The organism is Allobosea sp. NPDC003192 (genome assembly GCF_050275675.1).
GTDB lineage: Bacteria > Pseudomonadota > Alphaproteobacteria > Rhizobiales > Beijerinckiaceae > Allobosea.
The window spans coordinates 181,800-195,902 of sequence record NZ_JBNNPK010000005.1 but is presented as its reverse complement, the minus strand read 5'-3'; the positions used below and the strand labels follow the sequence as shown (position 1 = coordinate 195,902).

The 14,103-nt window shown below is 66.5% G+C and carries 15 protein-coding genes; 5 read left to right on the top strand and 10 right to left on the bottom strand.

Annotated elements, in window-relative coordinates; all coding sequences use genetic code 11:
• Positions 1 to 2: 2 nt before the first annotated feature.
• From ACQKLX_RS09415 to ACQKLX_RS09390, 6 genes are all read right to left on the bottom strand, one after another.
• Entirely contained in the window at positions 3 to 548 is a 546-nt protein-coding gene (locus tag ACQKLX_RS09415; RefSeq protein ID WP_427361415.1) for an adenine phosphoribosyltransferase, read from the bottom strand.
• A gap of 69 nt (positions 549 to 617) precedes the next feature.
• The gene (locus ACQKLX_RS09410) at positions 618 to 1,499 is read right to left on the bottom strand and encodes an S-methyl-5'-thioadenosine phosphorylase (RefSeq protein ID WP_427361316.1); all 882 of its coding nucleotides are present in this window, start codon (positions 1,497 to 1,499) and stop codon (positions 618 to 620) included.
• Positions 1,500 to 1,678: 179 nt separating this feature from the next.
• Positions 1,679 to 2,560, bottom strand: a complete 882-nt coding sequence (locus ACQKLX_RS09405; RefSeq protein WP_427361315.1) for a cytochrome c1 — start codon at positions 2,558 to 2,560, stop codon at positions 1,679 to 1,681.
• Positions 2,561 to 2,568: 8 nt separating this feature from the next.
• Entirely contained in the window at positions 2,569 to 3,840 is a 1,272-nt protein-coding gene (locus ACQKLX_RS09400; RefSeq protein ID WP_427361314.1) for a cytochrome b, read from the bottom strand.
• A gap of 55 nt (positions 3,841 to 3,895) precedes the next feature.
• The gene (gene petA, locus ACQKLX_RS09395; RefSeq protein WP_427361313.1) at positions 3,896 to 4,447 is read right to left on the bottom strand and encodes a ubiquinol-cytochrome c reductase iron-sulfur subunit; all 552 of its coding nucleotides are present in this window, start codon (positions 4,445 to 4,447) and stop codon (positions 3,896 to 3,898) included.
• Positions 4,448 to 4,638: 191 nt separating this feature from the next.
• On the bottom strand, positions 4,639 to 6,504 hold the full coding sequence (locus tag ACQKLX_RS09390) for an ABC transporter ATP-binding protein (protein ID WP_427361312.1): 1,866 nt from the start codon (positions 6,502 to 6,504) through the stop codon (positions 4,639 to 4,641).
• A 137-nt stretch (positions 6,505 to 6,641) separates the two neighbouring features.
• Between ACQKLX_RS09390 and ACQKLX_RS09385 the strand changes: the two genes are divergently transcribed.
• From ACQKLX_RS09385 to ACQKLX_RS09375, 3 genes are read left to right on the top strand one after another with little or no spacing between them, the layout of a single operon-like run.
• Positions 6,642 to 7,118 carry a tRNA (cytidine(34)-2'-O)-methyltransferase gene (locus ACQKLX_RS09385; RefSeq protein ID WP_427361311.1) on the top strand — a complete coding sequence of 159 codons (477 nt, stop codon included), beginning with the start codon at positions 6,642 to 6,644 and terminating at the stop codon, positions 7,116 to 7,118.
• Positions 7,119 to 7,129: 11 nt separating this feature from the next.
• Positions 7,130 to 8,053, top strand: coding sequence for an oxygen-dependent coproporphyrinogen oxidase (gene hemF, locus ACQKLX_RS09380; protein WP_427361310.1), 924 nt, complete (start codon positions 7,130 to 7,132; stop codon positions 8,051 to 8,053).
• 7 nt (positions 8,054 to 8,060) lie between these two features.
• Complete coding sequence (locus tag ACQKLX_RS09375) at positions 8,061 to 9,107, top strand: hypothetical protein (RefSeq protein ID WP_427361309.1); 1,047 nt, start codon at positions 8,061 to 8,063, stop codon at positions 9,105 to 9,107.
• On the opposite strand, the gene ACQKLX_RS09370 is transcribed toward ACQKLX_RS09375, so the two are convergent.
• The 4 genes from ACQKLX_RS09370 to ACQKLX_RS09355 form a co-directional block, all read right to left on the bottom strand.
• Positions 9,062 to 10,324 carry a CCA tRNA nucleotidyltransferase gene (locus tag ACQKLX_RS09370; RefSeq protein ID WP_427361308.1) on the bottom strand — a complete coding sequence of 421 codons (1,263 nt, stop codon included), beginning with the start codon at positions 10,322 to 10,324 and terminating at the stop codon, positions 9,062 to 9,064. The genes ACQKLX_RS09375 and ACQKLX_RS09370 overlap by 46 nt on opposite strands.
• Positions 10,321 to 10,593: a DUF6111 family protein gene (locus ACQKLX_RS09365; RefSeq protein WP_427361307.1), complete on the bottom strand. Its 273-nt coding sequence runs from the start codon at positions 10,591 to 10,593 to the stop codon at positions 10,321 to 10,323. The genes ACQKLX_RS09370 and ACQKLX_RS09365 overlap by 4 nt, the downstream gene beginning before the upstream one ends.
• A gap of 126 nt (positions 10,594 to 10,719) precedes the next feature.
• Positions 10,720 to 11,388: a CoA pyrophosphatase gene (locus ACQKLX_RS09360; protein WP_427361306.1), complete on the bottom strand. Its 669-nt coding sequence runs from the start codon at positions 11,386 to 11,388 to the stop codon at positions 10,720 to 10,722.
• Complete coding sequence (locus ACQKLX_RS09355) at positions 11,388 to 11,993, bottom strand: DUF1285 domain-containing protein (protein ID WP_465247607.1); 606 nt, start codon at positions 11,991 to 11,993, stop codon at positions 11,388 to 11,390. The genes ACQKLX_RS09360 and ACQKLX_RS09355 overlap by 1 nt, the downstream gene beginning before the upstream one ends.
• Before the next feature lie 160 nt (positions 11,994 to 12,153).
• On the opposite strand from ACQKLX_RS09355, the gene ACQKLX_RS09350 reads away from it, so the two are divergent.
• Together ACQKLX_RS09350 and ACQKLX_RS09345 are read left to right on the top strand one after the other, a co-directional pair.
• Positions 12,154 to 13,170: an AAA family ATPase gene (locus ACQKLX_RS09350; protein ID WP_427361414.1), complete on the top strand. Its 1,017-nt coding sequence runs from the start codon at positions 12,154 to 12,156 to the stop codon at positions 13,168 to 13,170.
• Between the two features lie 10 nt (positions 13,171 to 13,180).
• Positions 13,181 to 14,098 carry a DUF58 domain-containing protein gene (locus ACQKLX_RS09345; protein ID WP_427361304.1) on the top strand — a complete coding sequence of 306 codons (918 nt, stop codon included), beginning with the start codon at positions 13,181 to 13,183 and terminating at the stop codon, positions 14,096 to 14,098.
• Positions 14,099 to 14,103 lie beyond the last annotated feature (5 nt).

The following is a 14,103-nucleotide window of genomic DNA, read 5'->3' as shown; positions in this document are numbered from 1 at the left end:
GCTCAATGTCCGGCGAAGGAGACCAGCGTGCGCACCGGCACGCCGAGCCGCCGGATCTTGTCGGCCCCGCCGAGGTCCGGCAGGTCGATGATGAAGCAGGCGGCGACAACCTCGGCTCCGAGCGAGGACAGCAGCTTCACCGCCGCTTCCGCCGTGCCGCCGGTGGCGACGAGATCGTCGACCAAGAGGACGCGCTCGCCGCGTGCGACCGCGTCCTTGTGCACCTCGATCTCGTCGGCGCCGTATTCGAGCGAATAGGGCATGCCGACCGTCGCATGCGGCAGCTTGCCCTTCTTGCGCACCGGCACGAAACCCGCCGAGAGCTGGTGCGCCACGGCGCCGCCGAGAATGAAGCCGCGCGCCTCGATGCCGGCGATCTTGGCGATCTTCAGCCCAGCGAAGGGCTGCACCAGCTCGTCCACGGCGCGGCGGAAGGCGCGGGCATCGCCGAGCAGCGTGGTGATGTCGCGGAACTGGATTCCCGGCGCCGGATAATCGGGGATCGTCCGGATCGCATTCTTCAGGTCGGCGAGTGCGCTGCGGTCCATCATATCGTCCATCGGCTGAGGCGCCCTCTCTTAGCCCAAGGCGCCCGCTCCGGGAAAGCCGGCGCGGCGTCAGCCCTGCGCCGTCAGCACCCGCCCCGCCACCGCATCGAGCTTGGCCATCAGCGCGGGATCGCGGTGCTCCGGCGCAGTGACGATGGCAAAGTCGAGGGCGTTGTGCGAGCCGGCCGGGCAAATCTCGCGCTCGCGCGGGAAATCGGCGGCGAGCCGCGCCACCAGCCGACGCGCCTTGTCGGCATTGGCGTGCAGCACGGCGATGACGGAGGCGACGTCGACCGCACCGTGCTCCTCGTGCCAGCAGTCATAGTCGGTGACCATGGCGACGGTGGCGTAGGTGATCTCCGCCTCGCGGGCGAGCTTGGCCTCCGGCATCGCCGTCATGCCGATCAGGTCGTAGCCGAGGCCCTTATAGGTCAACGATTCCGCCAGCGTCGAGAATTGCGGGCCTTCCATGGTGACGAGCGTCCCGCCTCGCACGAAAGGCAGCTCTTCCGCCGTCGCCGCCGCCGCGATCCGCTCCTGCAAGGCTGGGCCGACCGGATGCGCCACCGAGACATGCGCGACGCAGCCCTTGCCGAAGAAGGAGCTGGCGCGGCCGGCCGTGCGGTCGACGAACTGATCGACCAGCACGAACAGCCCGGGATAGAGCTCGGCCTTGTAGGAGCCGCAGGCCGAGAGCGAGACGAGGTCGGTGACACCTGCCCGCTTCAGCACATCGATATTGGCACGGTAGTTGATCTCGGAGGGCGGGATCGCATGGCCGCGGCCATGGCGCGGCAGAAAGACGATTCTGGTCTCCCCCATTCGCCCGATCCGAAGCACGTCGGAGGGCTCGCCCCAGGGGCTTTCGATCCGCTCCTCGCGCAGGTCGGTCAGGCCCGGCAGGTCATAGATGCCGGAGCCGCCGATGATGCCCAGAACTGCTTCAGCCATGTGAGCTCCCCGATGATTGCCCGGATAAGGATCGAGATTCGTGACAGCCGTAACACGGCGGCGCGCACGATCGAACGCCGTCGTTCGGGCGAAGCTGCGCCGGTCCGAGATGGCCGGCCTGACAGGCCGCACAAACGAAAAGGGCCCCGTTTCCGGGGCCCTTCTCGAGGCTGTCTCACTCAGTGCGTCGAGGCATGCTCGGGCAGACGCGACCAGATCTTCTTCTTGGTGAAGTAGAGCAGGCCGGCGAAGAGCGCGAGGAAGAGCATCACCTGGAGGCCCATGCGCTTGCGCGCCTCGAGATGCGGCTCCGCCATCCACATCATGAAGGCGGCGACGTCCTTGGCGTACTGCTCGGTCGTCTCCGGCACCGGCGACTTGCCGTCCGGCCCCTTCGGATACTCGACCTGGCCGTCATTGAGCGGCTTCGGCATCGCGATCAGGTGGCCAGGCATGTAGGTGTTGTAGTTCTGGCCCGGCAGCAGCGGCGGGAACTCCTTCGGCGGGTCCTTGTAGCCGGTCAGGAGCGCGACGATGTAGTCCGGCCCCTGCTCCTGATACTGGGTGAAGATGTCGAAGACGAAGGTGGGGAAGCCGCGCGTATAGGTGCGCGCCTTGGCGAGCATGTCGATCGGCGGCGGATAGGCGCCGCCATTGGCGGCGCGTGCCGCCTGCTCGTTCGGGAACGGCGCCGGGAAGGCGTCGGCCGGACGGCCGGGACGCTCGAACATCTCACCCGACTCGTTCGGGCCGTCCTTGATGTTGGTGTAGCTCGCCGCCAGGGCCGCGACCTGCGAGGGCGTGAAGCCCGGCCCGCCCGGCTGCGACAGGTTGCGGAACCGGATCAGGCTCATCGCATGGCAGCTGGCGCAGACTTCCTTGGCGACCTTGAAGCCGCGCTGCAGCTGGGCCTGGTCGAACTTGCCGAACGGGCCGGAGAACGACCAGCTCTGCGCCGGCGGCTTCGGGCCGGCTTCGGCAGCCAGGACAGGGGAGGCAACCGCAACGGCGAGGCCGGTGACGAGGCCAGCGAGCGACAGGCGAAGGGACATCTTGCTCATGATCTCGTTCAGCCCTTGGCCTGCGGTTCCGAAGCGGTGGCGTGGCCGAGGCGGGCGCCCGAGCCGCCGAGCACCGAGTCGGCGATTGAAGTCGGCATCTGGGCCGGCCGTTCGAAGATGCCGATCAGGGCCAGCGCCAGGAAGAAGCCGAAATACAGCACCGTCAGGATCCGCGAGAGCGTGACATAGGGCTCGTCGGCCGGCATGGCGCCGAGATAGCCGAGGCCGATGCAGACCAGCACGAACATCCAGAAGAACTGGCGCGCGATCGGCCGGTAGGTCATCGACTTGACCTTGGAGGTATCGATCCAGGGCAGGAAGGCGAGGATCACGATCGCGCCGCCCATGGCGATGACGCCGCCAAGCTTGTCCGGGATCGCACGCAGGATCGCGTAGAACGGCAGGAAGTACCATTCAGGCACGATGTGGGCGGGCGTCGAAGCGGGATTCGCCGGGATGTAGTTGTCGGCGTGGCCCATGAAGTTCGGCTGGTAGAACACGAACCAGGCGAAGACCAGCATGAAGCAGACCATGCCGAACAGGTCCTTGATCGTCGCATAGGGCGTGAAGGGAACAGTGTCCTTCTTGACGTCCTTCACCTCGACGCCGGTCGGGTTGTTCTGGCCGACATGGTGCAGCGCCCAGATGTGCAGGACGACGACGCCGGCGATCATGAAGGGCAGCAGGAAGTGCAGCGAGAAGAAGCGGTTCAGGGTCGGGTTGTCGACCGAATAGCCGCCCCACAGGAAGGTGACGATCGTCTCGCCGATCACCGGCAGCGCCGAGAACAGGTTGGTGATGACGGTCGCGCCCCAGAAGGACATCTGGCCCCAGGGCAGGACATAGCCCATGAAGGCAGTAGCCATCATCAGCAGGAAGATGATGACGCCGAGGATCCACAGCACCTCGCGCGGCGCCTTGTACGAGCCGTAATAGAGGCCACGGAAGATGTGGATGTAGACGGCGACGAAGAACATCGAGGCGCCGTTGGAGTGCAGGTAGCGCAGCAGCCAGCCGAAATTCACGTCGCGCATGATGTGCTCGACGGAGTTGAAGGCCATGGTCGCGTTCGGGGTGTAGTGCATCGCCAGGATCACGCCGGTGATGATCTGCGCCACCAGCATGAACACGAGGATGCCGCCGAAGGTCCACAGCAGGTTGAGGTTGCGCGGCACCGGATAGGAAACCGCCGAATCGTGCATCAGCCGCACGATCGGCAGGCGCGCATCGAGCCAGCGCTCGATCCCCGTCTTCGGTTGGTAGGTGCTGTGACCGCTCATGCTCGCCTCAAGCTCTCTCAATTCCGCTCGATGCCGTCCTCGCCTTTGAAAAGGCTCAGCCGATCTTGATCTTGGTGTCCGCGGTGAACGCGTAGGGCGGCACCGGCAGGTTCAGCGGCGCAGGACCCTTGCGGATGCGGCCGGAGGAATCGTAGTGCGAGCCATGACAGGGGCAGAACCAGCCGTCGAACTCGCCCTTCGGCTCGCCCGGGGCGCTGCCGAGCGGCACGCAGCCGAGATGGGTGCAGCTGCCGTAGACGACGAGATACTTCTCATGGCCGGCCTTGGTGCGCTGCTCATCGGTCTGCGGGTCGCGCAGCGTCGCGATGTCGACGGCCTTGGCCTCGTCGACTTCCTTCTTGGTGCGATTACGCACGAAGATCAGCTTGCCGCGCCAGAACAGCTTGATTGCCTGACCTTCGGCGATCGGGGCGAGATCGAGATCAATCGGGGCACCGGCGGCGACGACCTGCGCATCCGGCGCCAGCTGGCTGACCAGCGGCACGACGAGCGCGGCGGCGCCGACAGCGCCGAAAGCGCCGGTCGTCAGCATCAGAAAATCGCGGCGGGTGGGTTCGGTGCCAGTCGTATCGGTCGCTTGCGCCACGATCCAGTTCCCTGCTCGGCTGCCGGCCTGGCCGGCTGAAACACAATCAAGCGCCCTCATGGGGGCGCGGACGCAGGGCCGCCTTCCGACGGCACGTCGCCTGCGCGCTCTTTGGCATGCAGTTTTGACGAAGTCTACTGTCGCGCGTGCCGCAGCCCACTGCGTCGCAGCAATGCCGCCGTGCAGTCGGCTCAGGCCGGAATCCGCTCGCTGTCGGCGAGCGCCAGGAAGCCGCCGGACTGCCGGGCCCAAAGGCGGGCATAGAGCCCGCCGCGCCGCACCAATTCGTCATGACTGCCCATGTCGACGATCCGCCCCTTGTCGAGCACGATCAGCCGGTCGAGCGCGGCGATGGTCGAAAGCCGGTGCGCGATCGCGATCACAGTCTTTCCTTCCATCAATGTGGAAAGCTGCGCCTGGATCTCGGCCTCCACCTCCGAATCGAGCGCCGACGTCGCCTCGTCGAGGATCAGGATCGGTGCGTCCTTGAGCAGTACGCGAGCGATCGCGATGCGCTGACGCTGGCCGCCGGAGAGCTTCACGCCGCGCTCGCCGACGCGCGAGTCGAAGCCCTGGCGCCCGTCCTGGTCGCTGAGGCCGAGGACGAAATCATGCGCTGCCGCCCGCTTCGCCGCAGCGGCGATCTCGTCCTGCGTCGCGCCGATGCGGCCATAGGCGATGTTGTCGCCGATCGAGCGGTGCAGCAGCGAATTGTCCTGCGTCACCATGCCGATCTGACTGCGCAGCGATTCCTGCGTGACATGGGCGATGTCCTGCCCGTCGATCAGGATGCGGCCCGAATCGAGCGGGTAGAGCCGCAGCAGGAGGTTGACCAGCGTCGACTTGCCCGCGCCGGAGGGGCCGACCAGCCCGATCTTCTCGCCCGGCTTGATCTCGAGATCGAGATTCTCGAACAACCCCAGCGGCTTGCCGTAATTGAAGCGGACATGCTCGAAGCGGACACCGCCCTGCCCGATCTTGAGCGGCACCGCGTCGGCTGCATCGGGCAGATCATGCGGCTTGGCGATCGTCTCCATGCTCTCCTGCACCGAGCCGATGTTCTCGAAGACGCCGCGCACCAGATGGATCAGCCAGCTCGACATCTGCACGAGGCGTAGCACGAGGCCGATCGCGGCGGCGACAGCGCCCGGCGTCATCTCGCCCTGGCTCCACAGATGCAGGCTGAGCCAGGCCGTCGCCACCACCAGCAGGCTGTTCATCGTCTGCAGGATGACGCTGACGCCGGTGATCAATCGCGACAGGTTGAGGAACGAAGCGTTCCAGCGCGTCAACGAGTCGCGCACCGCCGAGCGCTCAGCATCGGCGCGGGCGAAGAGCTTGACCGTCAGGATATTGGTGTAGGCGTCGACGATGCGCCCCGTCGTGGTCGAGCGGCCGAGCGAGTTCGCCTCCGAGCGCTTCTTGGCCCGCGGCACGAAATAGACCAGCAGCGTGACATAGGCGGCAAGCCAGACGAGCACCGGCAGAACCAGCCAGATGCTGGTCGAACCGAAGAAGCCGAGCGCGACCGAGACGAAGATCAGCGCATACCAGAGATCGTCGATGACCTCGATCGTCGCGCCGCGGATCGCCTGCCCGGCCTGGATCACCCGCGACGACAGCCGGCCGGCGAAATCGTTCTGGAAATAGGAGAGCGCATGGCCGAGCGTATAGACATGGTTGCGCCAGCGGATCTGGTTGGTGATCTGCGGCACCACCACCTGGTCGACGATGGCGTGGTTGGCGAAATAGATCAGTGGCCTGACCACGGTGACCAGCACCGCCGCACCGATCAGCAGCCAGCCATGCTCGCCGAAGACCTGCTCGGGCGTGTTCCTGGTCAGCAGGTCCACGAACCAGCCGACCATCAGATACATCGCCGCCTCGATGCCGGAAAAACCGAGCCCGGTCAGCATGATCAGGGCCATCCAGCCCTTCACGCCCTTGATGTGGTGCCACATGAAGCGGAACACGCCGGTCGGCGGCGTCTCGCGCTCGTCGAATGGCGCGAAGACGTCGATACGGCTTTCAAGGAAACGGAAGAGTGGGGCGAACATGGACGTGGGATCGCCCTCCTCGGGCAGGCAATGGCAATAGTGACGCTTCGCTATATGGGTCCACTGCCAGATGAAGGCCAGAGCATGGCCGAGCTGGTGCTTGACGTGCGCCCTGCGCGGGCAGCATGACGCTCGCCATGCTGCGTCTTGCCCTCTACCAGCCCGACATCCCGCAGAACGCCGGCACGATGATCCGCCTGGCGGCCTGCCTCGGCATCGCCGTCGATATCGTCGAGCCGGCCGCCTTCGATGTCTCCGACCGCAATTTCCGCCGCTCCGGCATGGATTACATCGAGCGGGCCGCGGTGAAGCGCCATGATTCCTTCCGCGCCTTCGAAGCCTGGCGGCGCGAGGCCGGTCATCGCCTCGTCCTGGCCGAGACCGACGGCGCCTGCGCCCATACCGACTTCGCCTTCCAGCCCGGCGACATCGTCATGGTCGGGCGCGAGAGCGCCGGCGTGCCGCCGGAGGTCTACGCTGCGGCCGAGGCAACCGTGCATATCCCGATGCGCCCGGATTTGCGCTCGCTCAATGTCGCCATGGCCGCCGCGATGGTAGTGGGCGAGGCGCTGCGTCAGCTTGGCGCTTATCCCGCGCCGGCCGACGCCCGATGAAGAGACCGCACATGACCGGACAAGCCACGCAAACCCCTGCCGTCGATCCCGCTGTCGTCGAGGCATTGAAGCCACGCGCCGCCGCCTGGTTCGAGAGCCTCCGCGACCGCATCTGCGCCGCCTTCGAGCAGATCGAGGATGAGACGGCCGGCCCCTTCCCGCCCGAAACTGATAAGCCCGGCCGCTTCGTCCGCACGCCCTGGCAGCGCAGCAATCATGACGGCGCACCGGGCGGCGGCGGCGTGATGTCGCTGATGTCGGGCCGCGTCTTCGAGAAGGTCGGCGTCCACGTCTCGACCGTGCATGGCAGCTTCGCCCCGGAATTCGCCGCCCAGATCCCCGGCGCGGCGGAGGACCCGCGCTTCCACGCCACCGGCATCTCGCTGATCGCCCATCCCTGGAACCCGCATGCGCCGACCGTACACATGAACACCCGCTTCGTCGTGACGACGAAGCCCTGGTTCGGCGGCGGCGCCGACCTGACCCCGGTGCTCGACCGCCGGCGCACGCAGGAGGATTCCGATGCGCTGGCGTTCCACGCCGCAATGCGAGCACCCTGCGAGGCTCATGCCGGCATCGCCGACTACGACCGCTTCAAGGCATGGTGCGACGAGTACTTCCATTTGAAGCACCGCAACGAGCCGCGCGGTATCGGCGGCATCTTCTACGACTATCTCTGGTCCGGCGACCCTGACGCCGACCTCGCCTTCACCAGAGCCGTGGGCGAAGCCTTCCTCGACATCTACCCGCGCATCCTGCGCGGCAATCTGGCGACGCCCTGGAGCGAGGCCGAGCGCCATGAGCAGCAGGTCCGTCGCGGCCGCTATGTCGAGTTCAACCTGCTCTACGATCGCGGCACGATCTTCGGCCTGAAGACCGGCGGCAACGTCGCCTCGATCCTGTCCTCGATGCCGCCGACGGTGAGGTGGCCGTAAATGGTCGTTGAACGAGTTGGAAGCACTCGTTCATTTGCATGAGGACTTTCTCGGCCAGCTTGAACAGATTTGGTGCCGCCGCAATTTGGGGGCAGCTATGGCCAGACCCGCGTTGATCTCTCCGGAGGAATATGTCGATCTGCTGCATGCGATCGTCGTTCCCGGATATACGGGCTATCCTGGCGGACTGGTGTCGATCACCTCCTACATGTCCGCTAATCCAATGTTCGGCGGCGGCAGCGGTGGCAATGCGAAAGCTGGCAAGCTGAGGAATATCATCCGGCGCATCGCCAAAGGTCGCCCCGATGCCTGGTTGGTTGAACAGCCCGGCTTCAACCGCGTCTTCAGCGGCCAAGGCTCGCTCGCTGACTTTGCGCTGGTGATGGGTATCGTCAACTTCAACCGGGACGAAATCAAGAAGGATAAAGACTTCGCCCCTTACTTCGCGAACAAGGACTTCCTGCAGGAAATGGCCGACGATGGCGTCTTCGGCATCGACTGCATCGGCTTCACGGGCAACTACATGGTCGAAGCCAAACTCCATGCCAGCTACAAGGGTCTTTTGCCCATCGACTATTCGTCGACTTTCCGCCCCGTCAAATCGCTTGGCGCCATCCAGAAATACGGCGTGGTCATGCTGACGAATGGTCTCCATATCCAGTTCATCAATGATGTACGCCACCGTAACGGCTATGTACTTCTCGATCTCTGCCAAAGTTCGACGGGCGGTCCGCAGCTCAACACGGACGTGCGGCTCAGCCAGCCCTCGGGAGGTGGCAACTATCTGCCCGTCGACGATTTTCGTCGAGCGCTGCAGAAGAATACCTATGCTGCCGACCACAAAGCCGACAATGACGAACGCAAAACCCGTGGAGAGAAACCACGGGACTACGAAACCTATTTACGGGCACGGCTGACGGTCTCTGGCAGGCAATTCGGCCTTCATGGCGGTGCGATCTTCCAGCTCGCCCGCAACGGCGATCCTGCAAATCCGGTCGGGGGTTCGGTTTATGTCGGCGTCGTCGACGGCGGTATCTCGTTACGAACTCCGTGAGCCACCAGCTCTTCATCCAGCAGCGCGAATTGAGCCGCTCTATCCGCAGGAGCCCCAGCATTGATCCAGCGCCAGCGCACATTCGCTAGCAGCGTACCAACCGCCGGGCCAGCGGCGACTCCGCGAAGCACCAGATCATTCCCCCGGGGGAGGAAGGGCGGGGTCCTCGCCAGCTCGGCAATCAGGTCATGGATATCTGCTGACGTCTCGGCAGTCCCCAGCAGCACGAGTCCACCCGCGACAGCATCCATCCCAATGCGATGAGCGAGGCGACGCAAGCGCGCGATTTCCGGCAGCTTTCCTCTCCCCGATAGCGCCTCCAGCGCCGCGGCGATGCCGGACACGCGCTCGAACTCGACATTGGATAGCCGCAGCCGCTCGCGCAGCCTGAGCGCATCCTCGCTGACCGCGACCGTGAGCGCCGCCAGCCGGAATGCCGGGTAGACGCCCTCTCCCGGACCATCAGCTATCGCGGCAAAGCGCGAAAGGCGCGGCACGCCACCGATCACCGGCATCAGCAGCCCGGCTCCCGCCATCGCCTGCAGGGTTTCGGCTGCACGGGGCGCCACGAGCAGCTTGCGCAGCTCCGCCCAGACCCGCTCGCGCGACAGCCCGTCCAAGCCTACGCGCCCGGCGATGCAGGCATCGATCGCTGCCCGGTCCGGCTCGCCCACGCCGTAGCGGGCATGGAAGCGGAAGAAGCGCAGGATGCGTAAGAAATCCTCGGCGATCCGCTCGCTGGCGGCACCGATGAAGCGCACCCGCCGCTCCGCTAGATCGGCGAGCCCGTCGGCATAGTCGTGCAGCACGCCGGCTGCATCGAGCCCGAGCGCATTGATGGTGAAATCGCGCCTGAGCGCGTCCTCGCGAAAATCGCGGCCGAAGGCGACGACGGCATGGCGGCCATCGGTCTCGACATCGCGCCGCAGCGTCGTCACCTCGAAGGGCGCCCCGTCGATCACCACCGTGACCGTACCGTGCTCGACGCCGGTAGGCACCACCTTGAAGCCGGCGGCACGTGCGCGCCGCATTGTCTCGTCGGGTAGGCAGGTGGTCGCGACATCGATATCGGCGACCGGCTCGCCGAGCAGCGCATTGCGCACCGCGCCGCCGACGACGCGCGCTTCCTCGCCGTCGCGGTTCAGCGCGGCGAGCAGGGCGGCGATATCGGCGCGCGCCAGCAGTTCGACGAGGCGTTGCCTATCAACCCCGGTCATCGCTTCGGCCGGTCATCAAACTCGCCTGGAATCAGCTTGCCGTTCTCGACATGGGGCGGCACGAACGGGCCGGTATGCCGCGGCGCGACCAGGCCGGCATAGATGAAGGAGCCGATGCCGAGCACGAGCCCAGCCACCGACAGCCAGAACAGATGCCGGCTCCAATGCTCGACGTCGAACGGATTGCGCCGCCTGATCACGAGATAGCCCGCGAACAGGCAGAAGGGCAGGACGAAGAGCAGAAACTCCTCGATCAGCGTGCGCAGCATTCGGCGTAACCTCTCCAGAGCCGGATCCGATCAGATTGTTCCAATCTGATCGGTGAATCCGTCTCTCACTTTAGATAGAGACCGTTTTACCGATCTGCTTGCGGTGCAAGCAGATCGGAACGGGCTCTAACCGGCGAGCCGCTCGTAGAGATTGCGGATCATGCCGGCCGTCGCTCCCCAGATATAGCGATCGCCATGCGGCATCGCATAGTAGGTGCGGTAGCGACCTTTCCACTCGCGGCCGTGGCGCTGGTGATTGGCCGGATCGAGCAGGAAGGATAGCGGCGTCTCGAAGGCCTCGTCGACCTCGTGCGGGTTGATCGTCAGCGCCAGCGGCGGCTCGACCAGCCCGACCACCGGCGTGACGCGATAGCCGGTGCCGGTGAGGTAGGCGTCGAGATAGCCGACCGCCCTGACCTTGCCGGGTGAAAGCCCGACCTCCTCCTCCGCCTCGCGCAGCGCTGCGACCAGCGGCGACCCGTCTGTGGCGTCGATGCGCCCGCCCGGAAAGGCGATCTGCGCCGAATGGCTGCGCAGGGCGGCAGCGCGCTGGGTCAGCAGCACGGTCGGCTCGCCCGGATGCAGCACGATCGGGATCAGCACCGCCGCCTCGATGGCGCTGGCCTCGTCGGGAATGTCGGCCGGCTCGGGCTGCAGGTCGTGATCGCCGCGCGGCCGCGCGATCAGGTCGCCATGGGCGGGCGGCTCCGCCCGCAGGGCTCGGAGCAGCAGCGCCTCGATATCGCCGCCGCTCCAGAGCGCCGTCTCGGCCAGACGCTTGGCAGGATGCTGCATCATAGTCCCTCGATCTCGCTGGCCGGCGCGACGACATGGAAGCCGCCGCCGGCCGCGATGCCGAATTGCGCCTGTCCGTCGCTCTCGCTGATCTCACCGAGCGCCAGGAGATCATACGTCAGCGCCCGCGTGAGCCGGGCCCAGAGCCCGCTTCTGACATGCACATAGGGCTTCACGCCCTCGTTCGCAGCCCTTTCAAAGCGCAAGGCGTTGTCGGGCCCGACCGTGACGAGGTCGTCGGTGCGGGTCCGGAAGGCGATGCTGCGCGCGTCGCCCCCGCCCTCCACCGCCATCTCGACGGCCTGAAGCGGTGCATCCTCGACCCTGATCCCGACCTTCTCGACCGGGGTCACGAGAAAGTAATCGTCGCCCTCGCGCTTCAGCACCGAGGAGAACAGCTTGACCAAAGCCGGCCGGCCAATCGGCGTGCCGAGGTAAAACCAGGTGCCGTCGGCAGCGATCCGCATGTCGAGATCTCCGCAGAAAGGTGGGTTCCAGCGCTCCACCGGCGGCAATCCACGCGTTGGCCCCGTCCCGAGCGCGCTCAGCAGGCGATTCATCGCGCCCGCGGCCTCGTTCGTCGCCTCACCTCGCGCTTTCGTCATCGGCATGCCGGTTGCATCGCTCTCTCGCCTTGAACTCTACATAATCGTGAAGCGGACTGTTGTGCACCGCCGCCCTCTGCCCCTTGAGCATGCTCCCTGCGAGGGTCAGAGTTTGGAATCGGACAGGATGGCCACGCGCGTGCGGCTGAAGGAGATCGACATGGTGGCGCAAGCCCGTGATGCCAACGCCCCGATCAATCTCGACACCGGCGTGGTCGAGGCGGCGGAGGCGGCGCTTGCCGCCATCGGCGCCGCCCGTACCGAGATCGGCCAGGTCATCTTCGGCCAGCAGAAGGTGGTCGACCTCTCGCTGATCACCTTGCTCGCCGGCGGCCACGGCCTGCTCGTCGGCGTGCCCGGCCTCGCCAAGACCAAGCTGGTCGAGGCGATGGGCACCGTGCTCGGCCTTTCGGCCCGCCGTGTCCAGTTCACGCCGGACCTGATGCCCTCCGACATTCTCGGTTCGGAGGTCCTCGACGAGAGCGCCGACGGCAAGCGCCATTTCCGCTTCATCAAGGGCCCGGTCTTCGCCCAGTTGCTGATGGCGGACGAGATCAACCGTGCCTCGCCCCGCACCCAGTCGGCCCTGCTGCAGGCGATGCAGGAACACCATGTCACCGTCGCCGGCGAACGCCACGACCTGCCGGCGCCTTTCCATGTGCTCGCCACCCAGAACCCGATCGAGCAGGAAGGCACCTATCCGCTGCCGGAAGCCCAGCTCGACCGCTTCCTCCTTGAGATCGATGTCGGCTATCCCGACCGCGAGGCCGAGCGCCGCATCCTGCTCGAGACCACCGGCGCCAGCGAGCACAAGCCGGTGCAGGCGATGACGGCCGAGACCCTGATGTCGACGCAGCGTCTGGTGCGCCGGCTGCCGGTCGGTGATGCCGTGGTCGATGCGATCCTCGATCTCGTCCGTTCGGCCCGTCCCGGCGACGGCGAGAAGGCGATCACCGACAAGCTCGCCTGGGGACCCGGCCCGCGCGCCAGCCAGGCACTGACTCTGGCCTGCCGCGCCCGCGCCCTCGTCGAAGGCCGGCTCGCCCCCTCGATAGACGACGTCACCGCGCTCGCCGCCCCCGTGCTGAAGCATCGTATCGCGCTGACCTTCGCTGCCCGCGCCGACGGCGAGACAGTCGAGGGCATCGTCGCCAAGCTGGTGGAGCGTCTGGGTTGAGGACAGTTTGATGCTGCGCACGCGCGTCCTCGGCCAATCCGAGCGCCAGCCGGGCCAGCCGGTCCTCAAGGCTTCGCTCGATCTTGCCGCGCGCCTGCCCCGGCTGGTGCTGGAGGCGCGTCGGGTCTCGGCCAGCGTGCACGGCATCCATGGCCGCCGGCGCTCCGGCCCCGGCGAGACCTTCTGGCAGTACCGGCCGCTGGTCACCGGCGAATCCGCCTCGCGCATCGACTGGCGCCGCTCCGCACGCGACGGCCATCTCTTCGTCAGAGAGCGCGAATGGGAGGCGTCGCACGCTATCTGGCTCTGGATCGACCGCTCGCCCTCGATGGGCTTTGCTTCCTCGCTCGCGCAGACCAGCAAGGTCGACCGTGCGCTGATCGCCGGCTTCGCTTTGGCTGAGGCTCTGGTCGAGGGCGGCGAGCGCGTCGGTCATCTCGGCCTGACCCGGCCGGTGGCGTCGCGCCGCATCGTCGAATTCCTGGCGCAGGCGATCCTCGCCGACCGTCGCAATGGCGAGGCCGACCTGCCGCCGGAGGAGCCGCTGCCGCGCCTCGCCGACGCGATCCTGATCACCGACGGCTTGACGCCGGCCGCGGCGCTGTCCAAGCGCATCGCCACGCTGGCGAGCAGCGGCGCGAGGGGTCATATTCTCCTGATCGTCGACCCGATCGAAGAAACCTTTCCCTTCTCCGGACAGGCCGAACTGTTCGACCTGGAGGACGGGCTGACGCTCCGGGTCGGCGATGCCGGCAAATGGGGCGAGGATTACCGCGAGCGGCTGCAGGCTCATCGCGACGCCATCCGCGAAGCCTGCCGCCATGCCGGCTGGACGCTGACGCTGCACCGGACCGACCGCCCGGCCAGCGAAGGCGTCCTGCGCATCGCCAGCCTGATCGCCGCCTCGCGCGGCGGGCCGGCCGGCTGACGGGA

What these genes read in the sequence shown, in the direction of transcription:
- ACQKLX_RS09415 (WP_427361415.1), bottom strand. Translation starts at nt 548, where the DNA reads ATGGACCGCAGCGCACTCGCCGACCTGAAGAATGCGATCCGGACGATC.
- ACQKLX_RS09410 (WP_427361316.1), bottom strand. Translation starts at nt 1,499, where the DNA reads ATGGCTGAAGCAGTTCTGGGCATCATCGGCGGCTCCGGCATCTATGAC.
- ACQKLX_RS09405 (WP_427361315.1), bottom strand. Translation starts at nt 2,560, where the DNA reads ATGAGCAAGATGTCCCTTCGCCTGTCGCTCGCTGGCCTCGTCACCGGC.
- ACQKLX_RS09400 (WP_427361314.1), bottom strand. Translation starts at nt 3,840, where the DNA reads ATGAGCGGTCACAGCACCTACCAACCGAAGACGGGGATCGAGCGCTGG.
- ACQKLX_RS09390 (WP_427361312.1), bottom strand. Translation starts at nt 6,504, where the DNA reads ATGTTCGCCCCACTCTTCCGTTTCCTTGAAAGCCGTATCGACGTCTTC.
- ACQKLX_RS09385 (WP_427361311.1), top strand. Translation starts at nt 6,642, where the DNA reads ATGCTGCGTCTTGCCCTCTACCAGCCCGACATCCCGCAGAACGCCGGC.
- hemF (WP_427361310.1), top strand. Translation starts at nt 7,130, where the DNA reads ATGACCGGACAAGCCACGCAAACCCCTGCCGTCGATCCCGCTGTCGTC.
- ACQKLX_RS09370 (WP_427361308.1), bottom strand. Translation starts at nt 10,324, where the DNA reads ATGACCGGGGTTGATAGGCAACGCCTCGTCGAACTGCTGGCGCGCGCC.
- ACQKLX_RS09365 (WP_427361307.1), bottom strand. Translation starts at nt 10,593, where the DNA reads ATGCTGCGCACGCTGATCGAGGAGTTTCTGCTCTTCGTCCTGCCCTTC.
- ACQKLX_RS09360 (WP_427361306.1), bottom strand. Translation starts at nt 11,388, where the DNA reads ATGCAGCATCCTGCCAAGCGTCTGGCCGAGACGGCGCTCTGGAGCGGC.
- ACQKLX_RS09355 (WP_465247607.1), bottom strand. Translation starts at nt 11,993, where the DNA reads ATGACGAAAGCGCGAGGTGAGGCGACGAACGAGGCCGCGGGCGCGATG.
- ACQKLX_RS09350 (WP_427361414.1), top strand. Translation starts at nt 12,154, where the DNA reads ATGGTGGCGCAAGCCCGTGATGCCAACGCCCCGATCAATCTCGACACC.
- ACQKLX_RS09345 (WP_427361304.1), top strand. Translation starts at nt 13,181, where the DNA reads ATGCTGCGCACGCGCGTCCTCGGCCAATCCGAGCGCCAGCCGGGCCAG.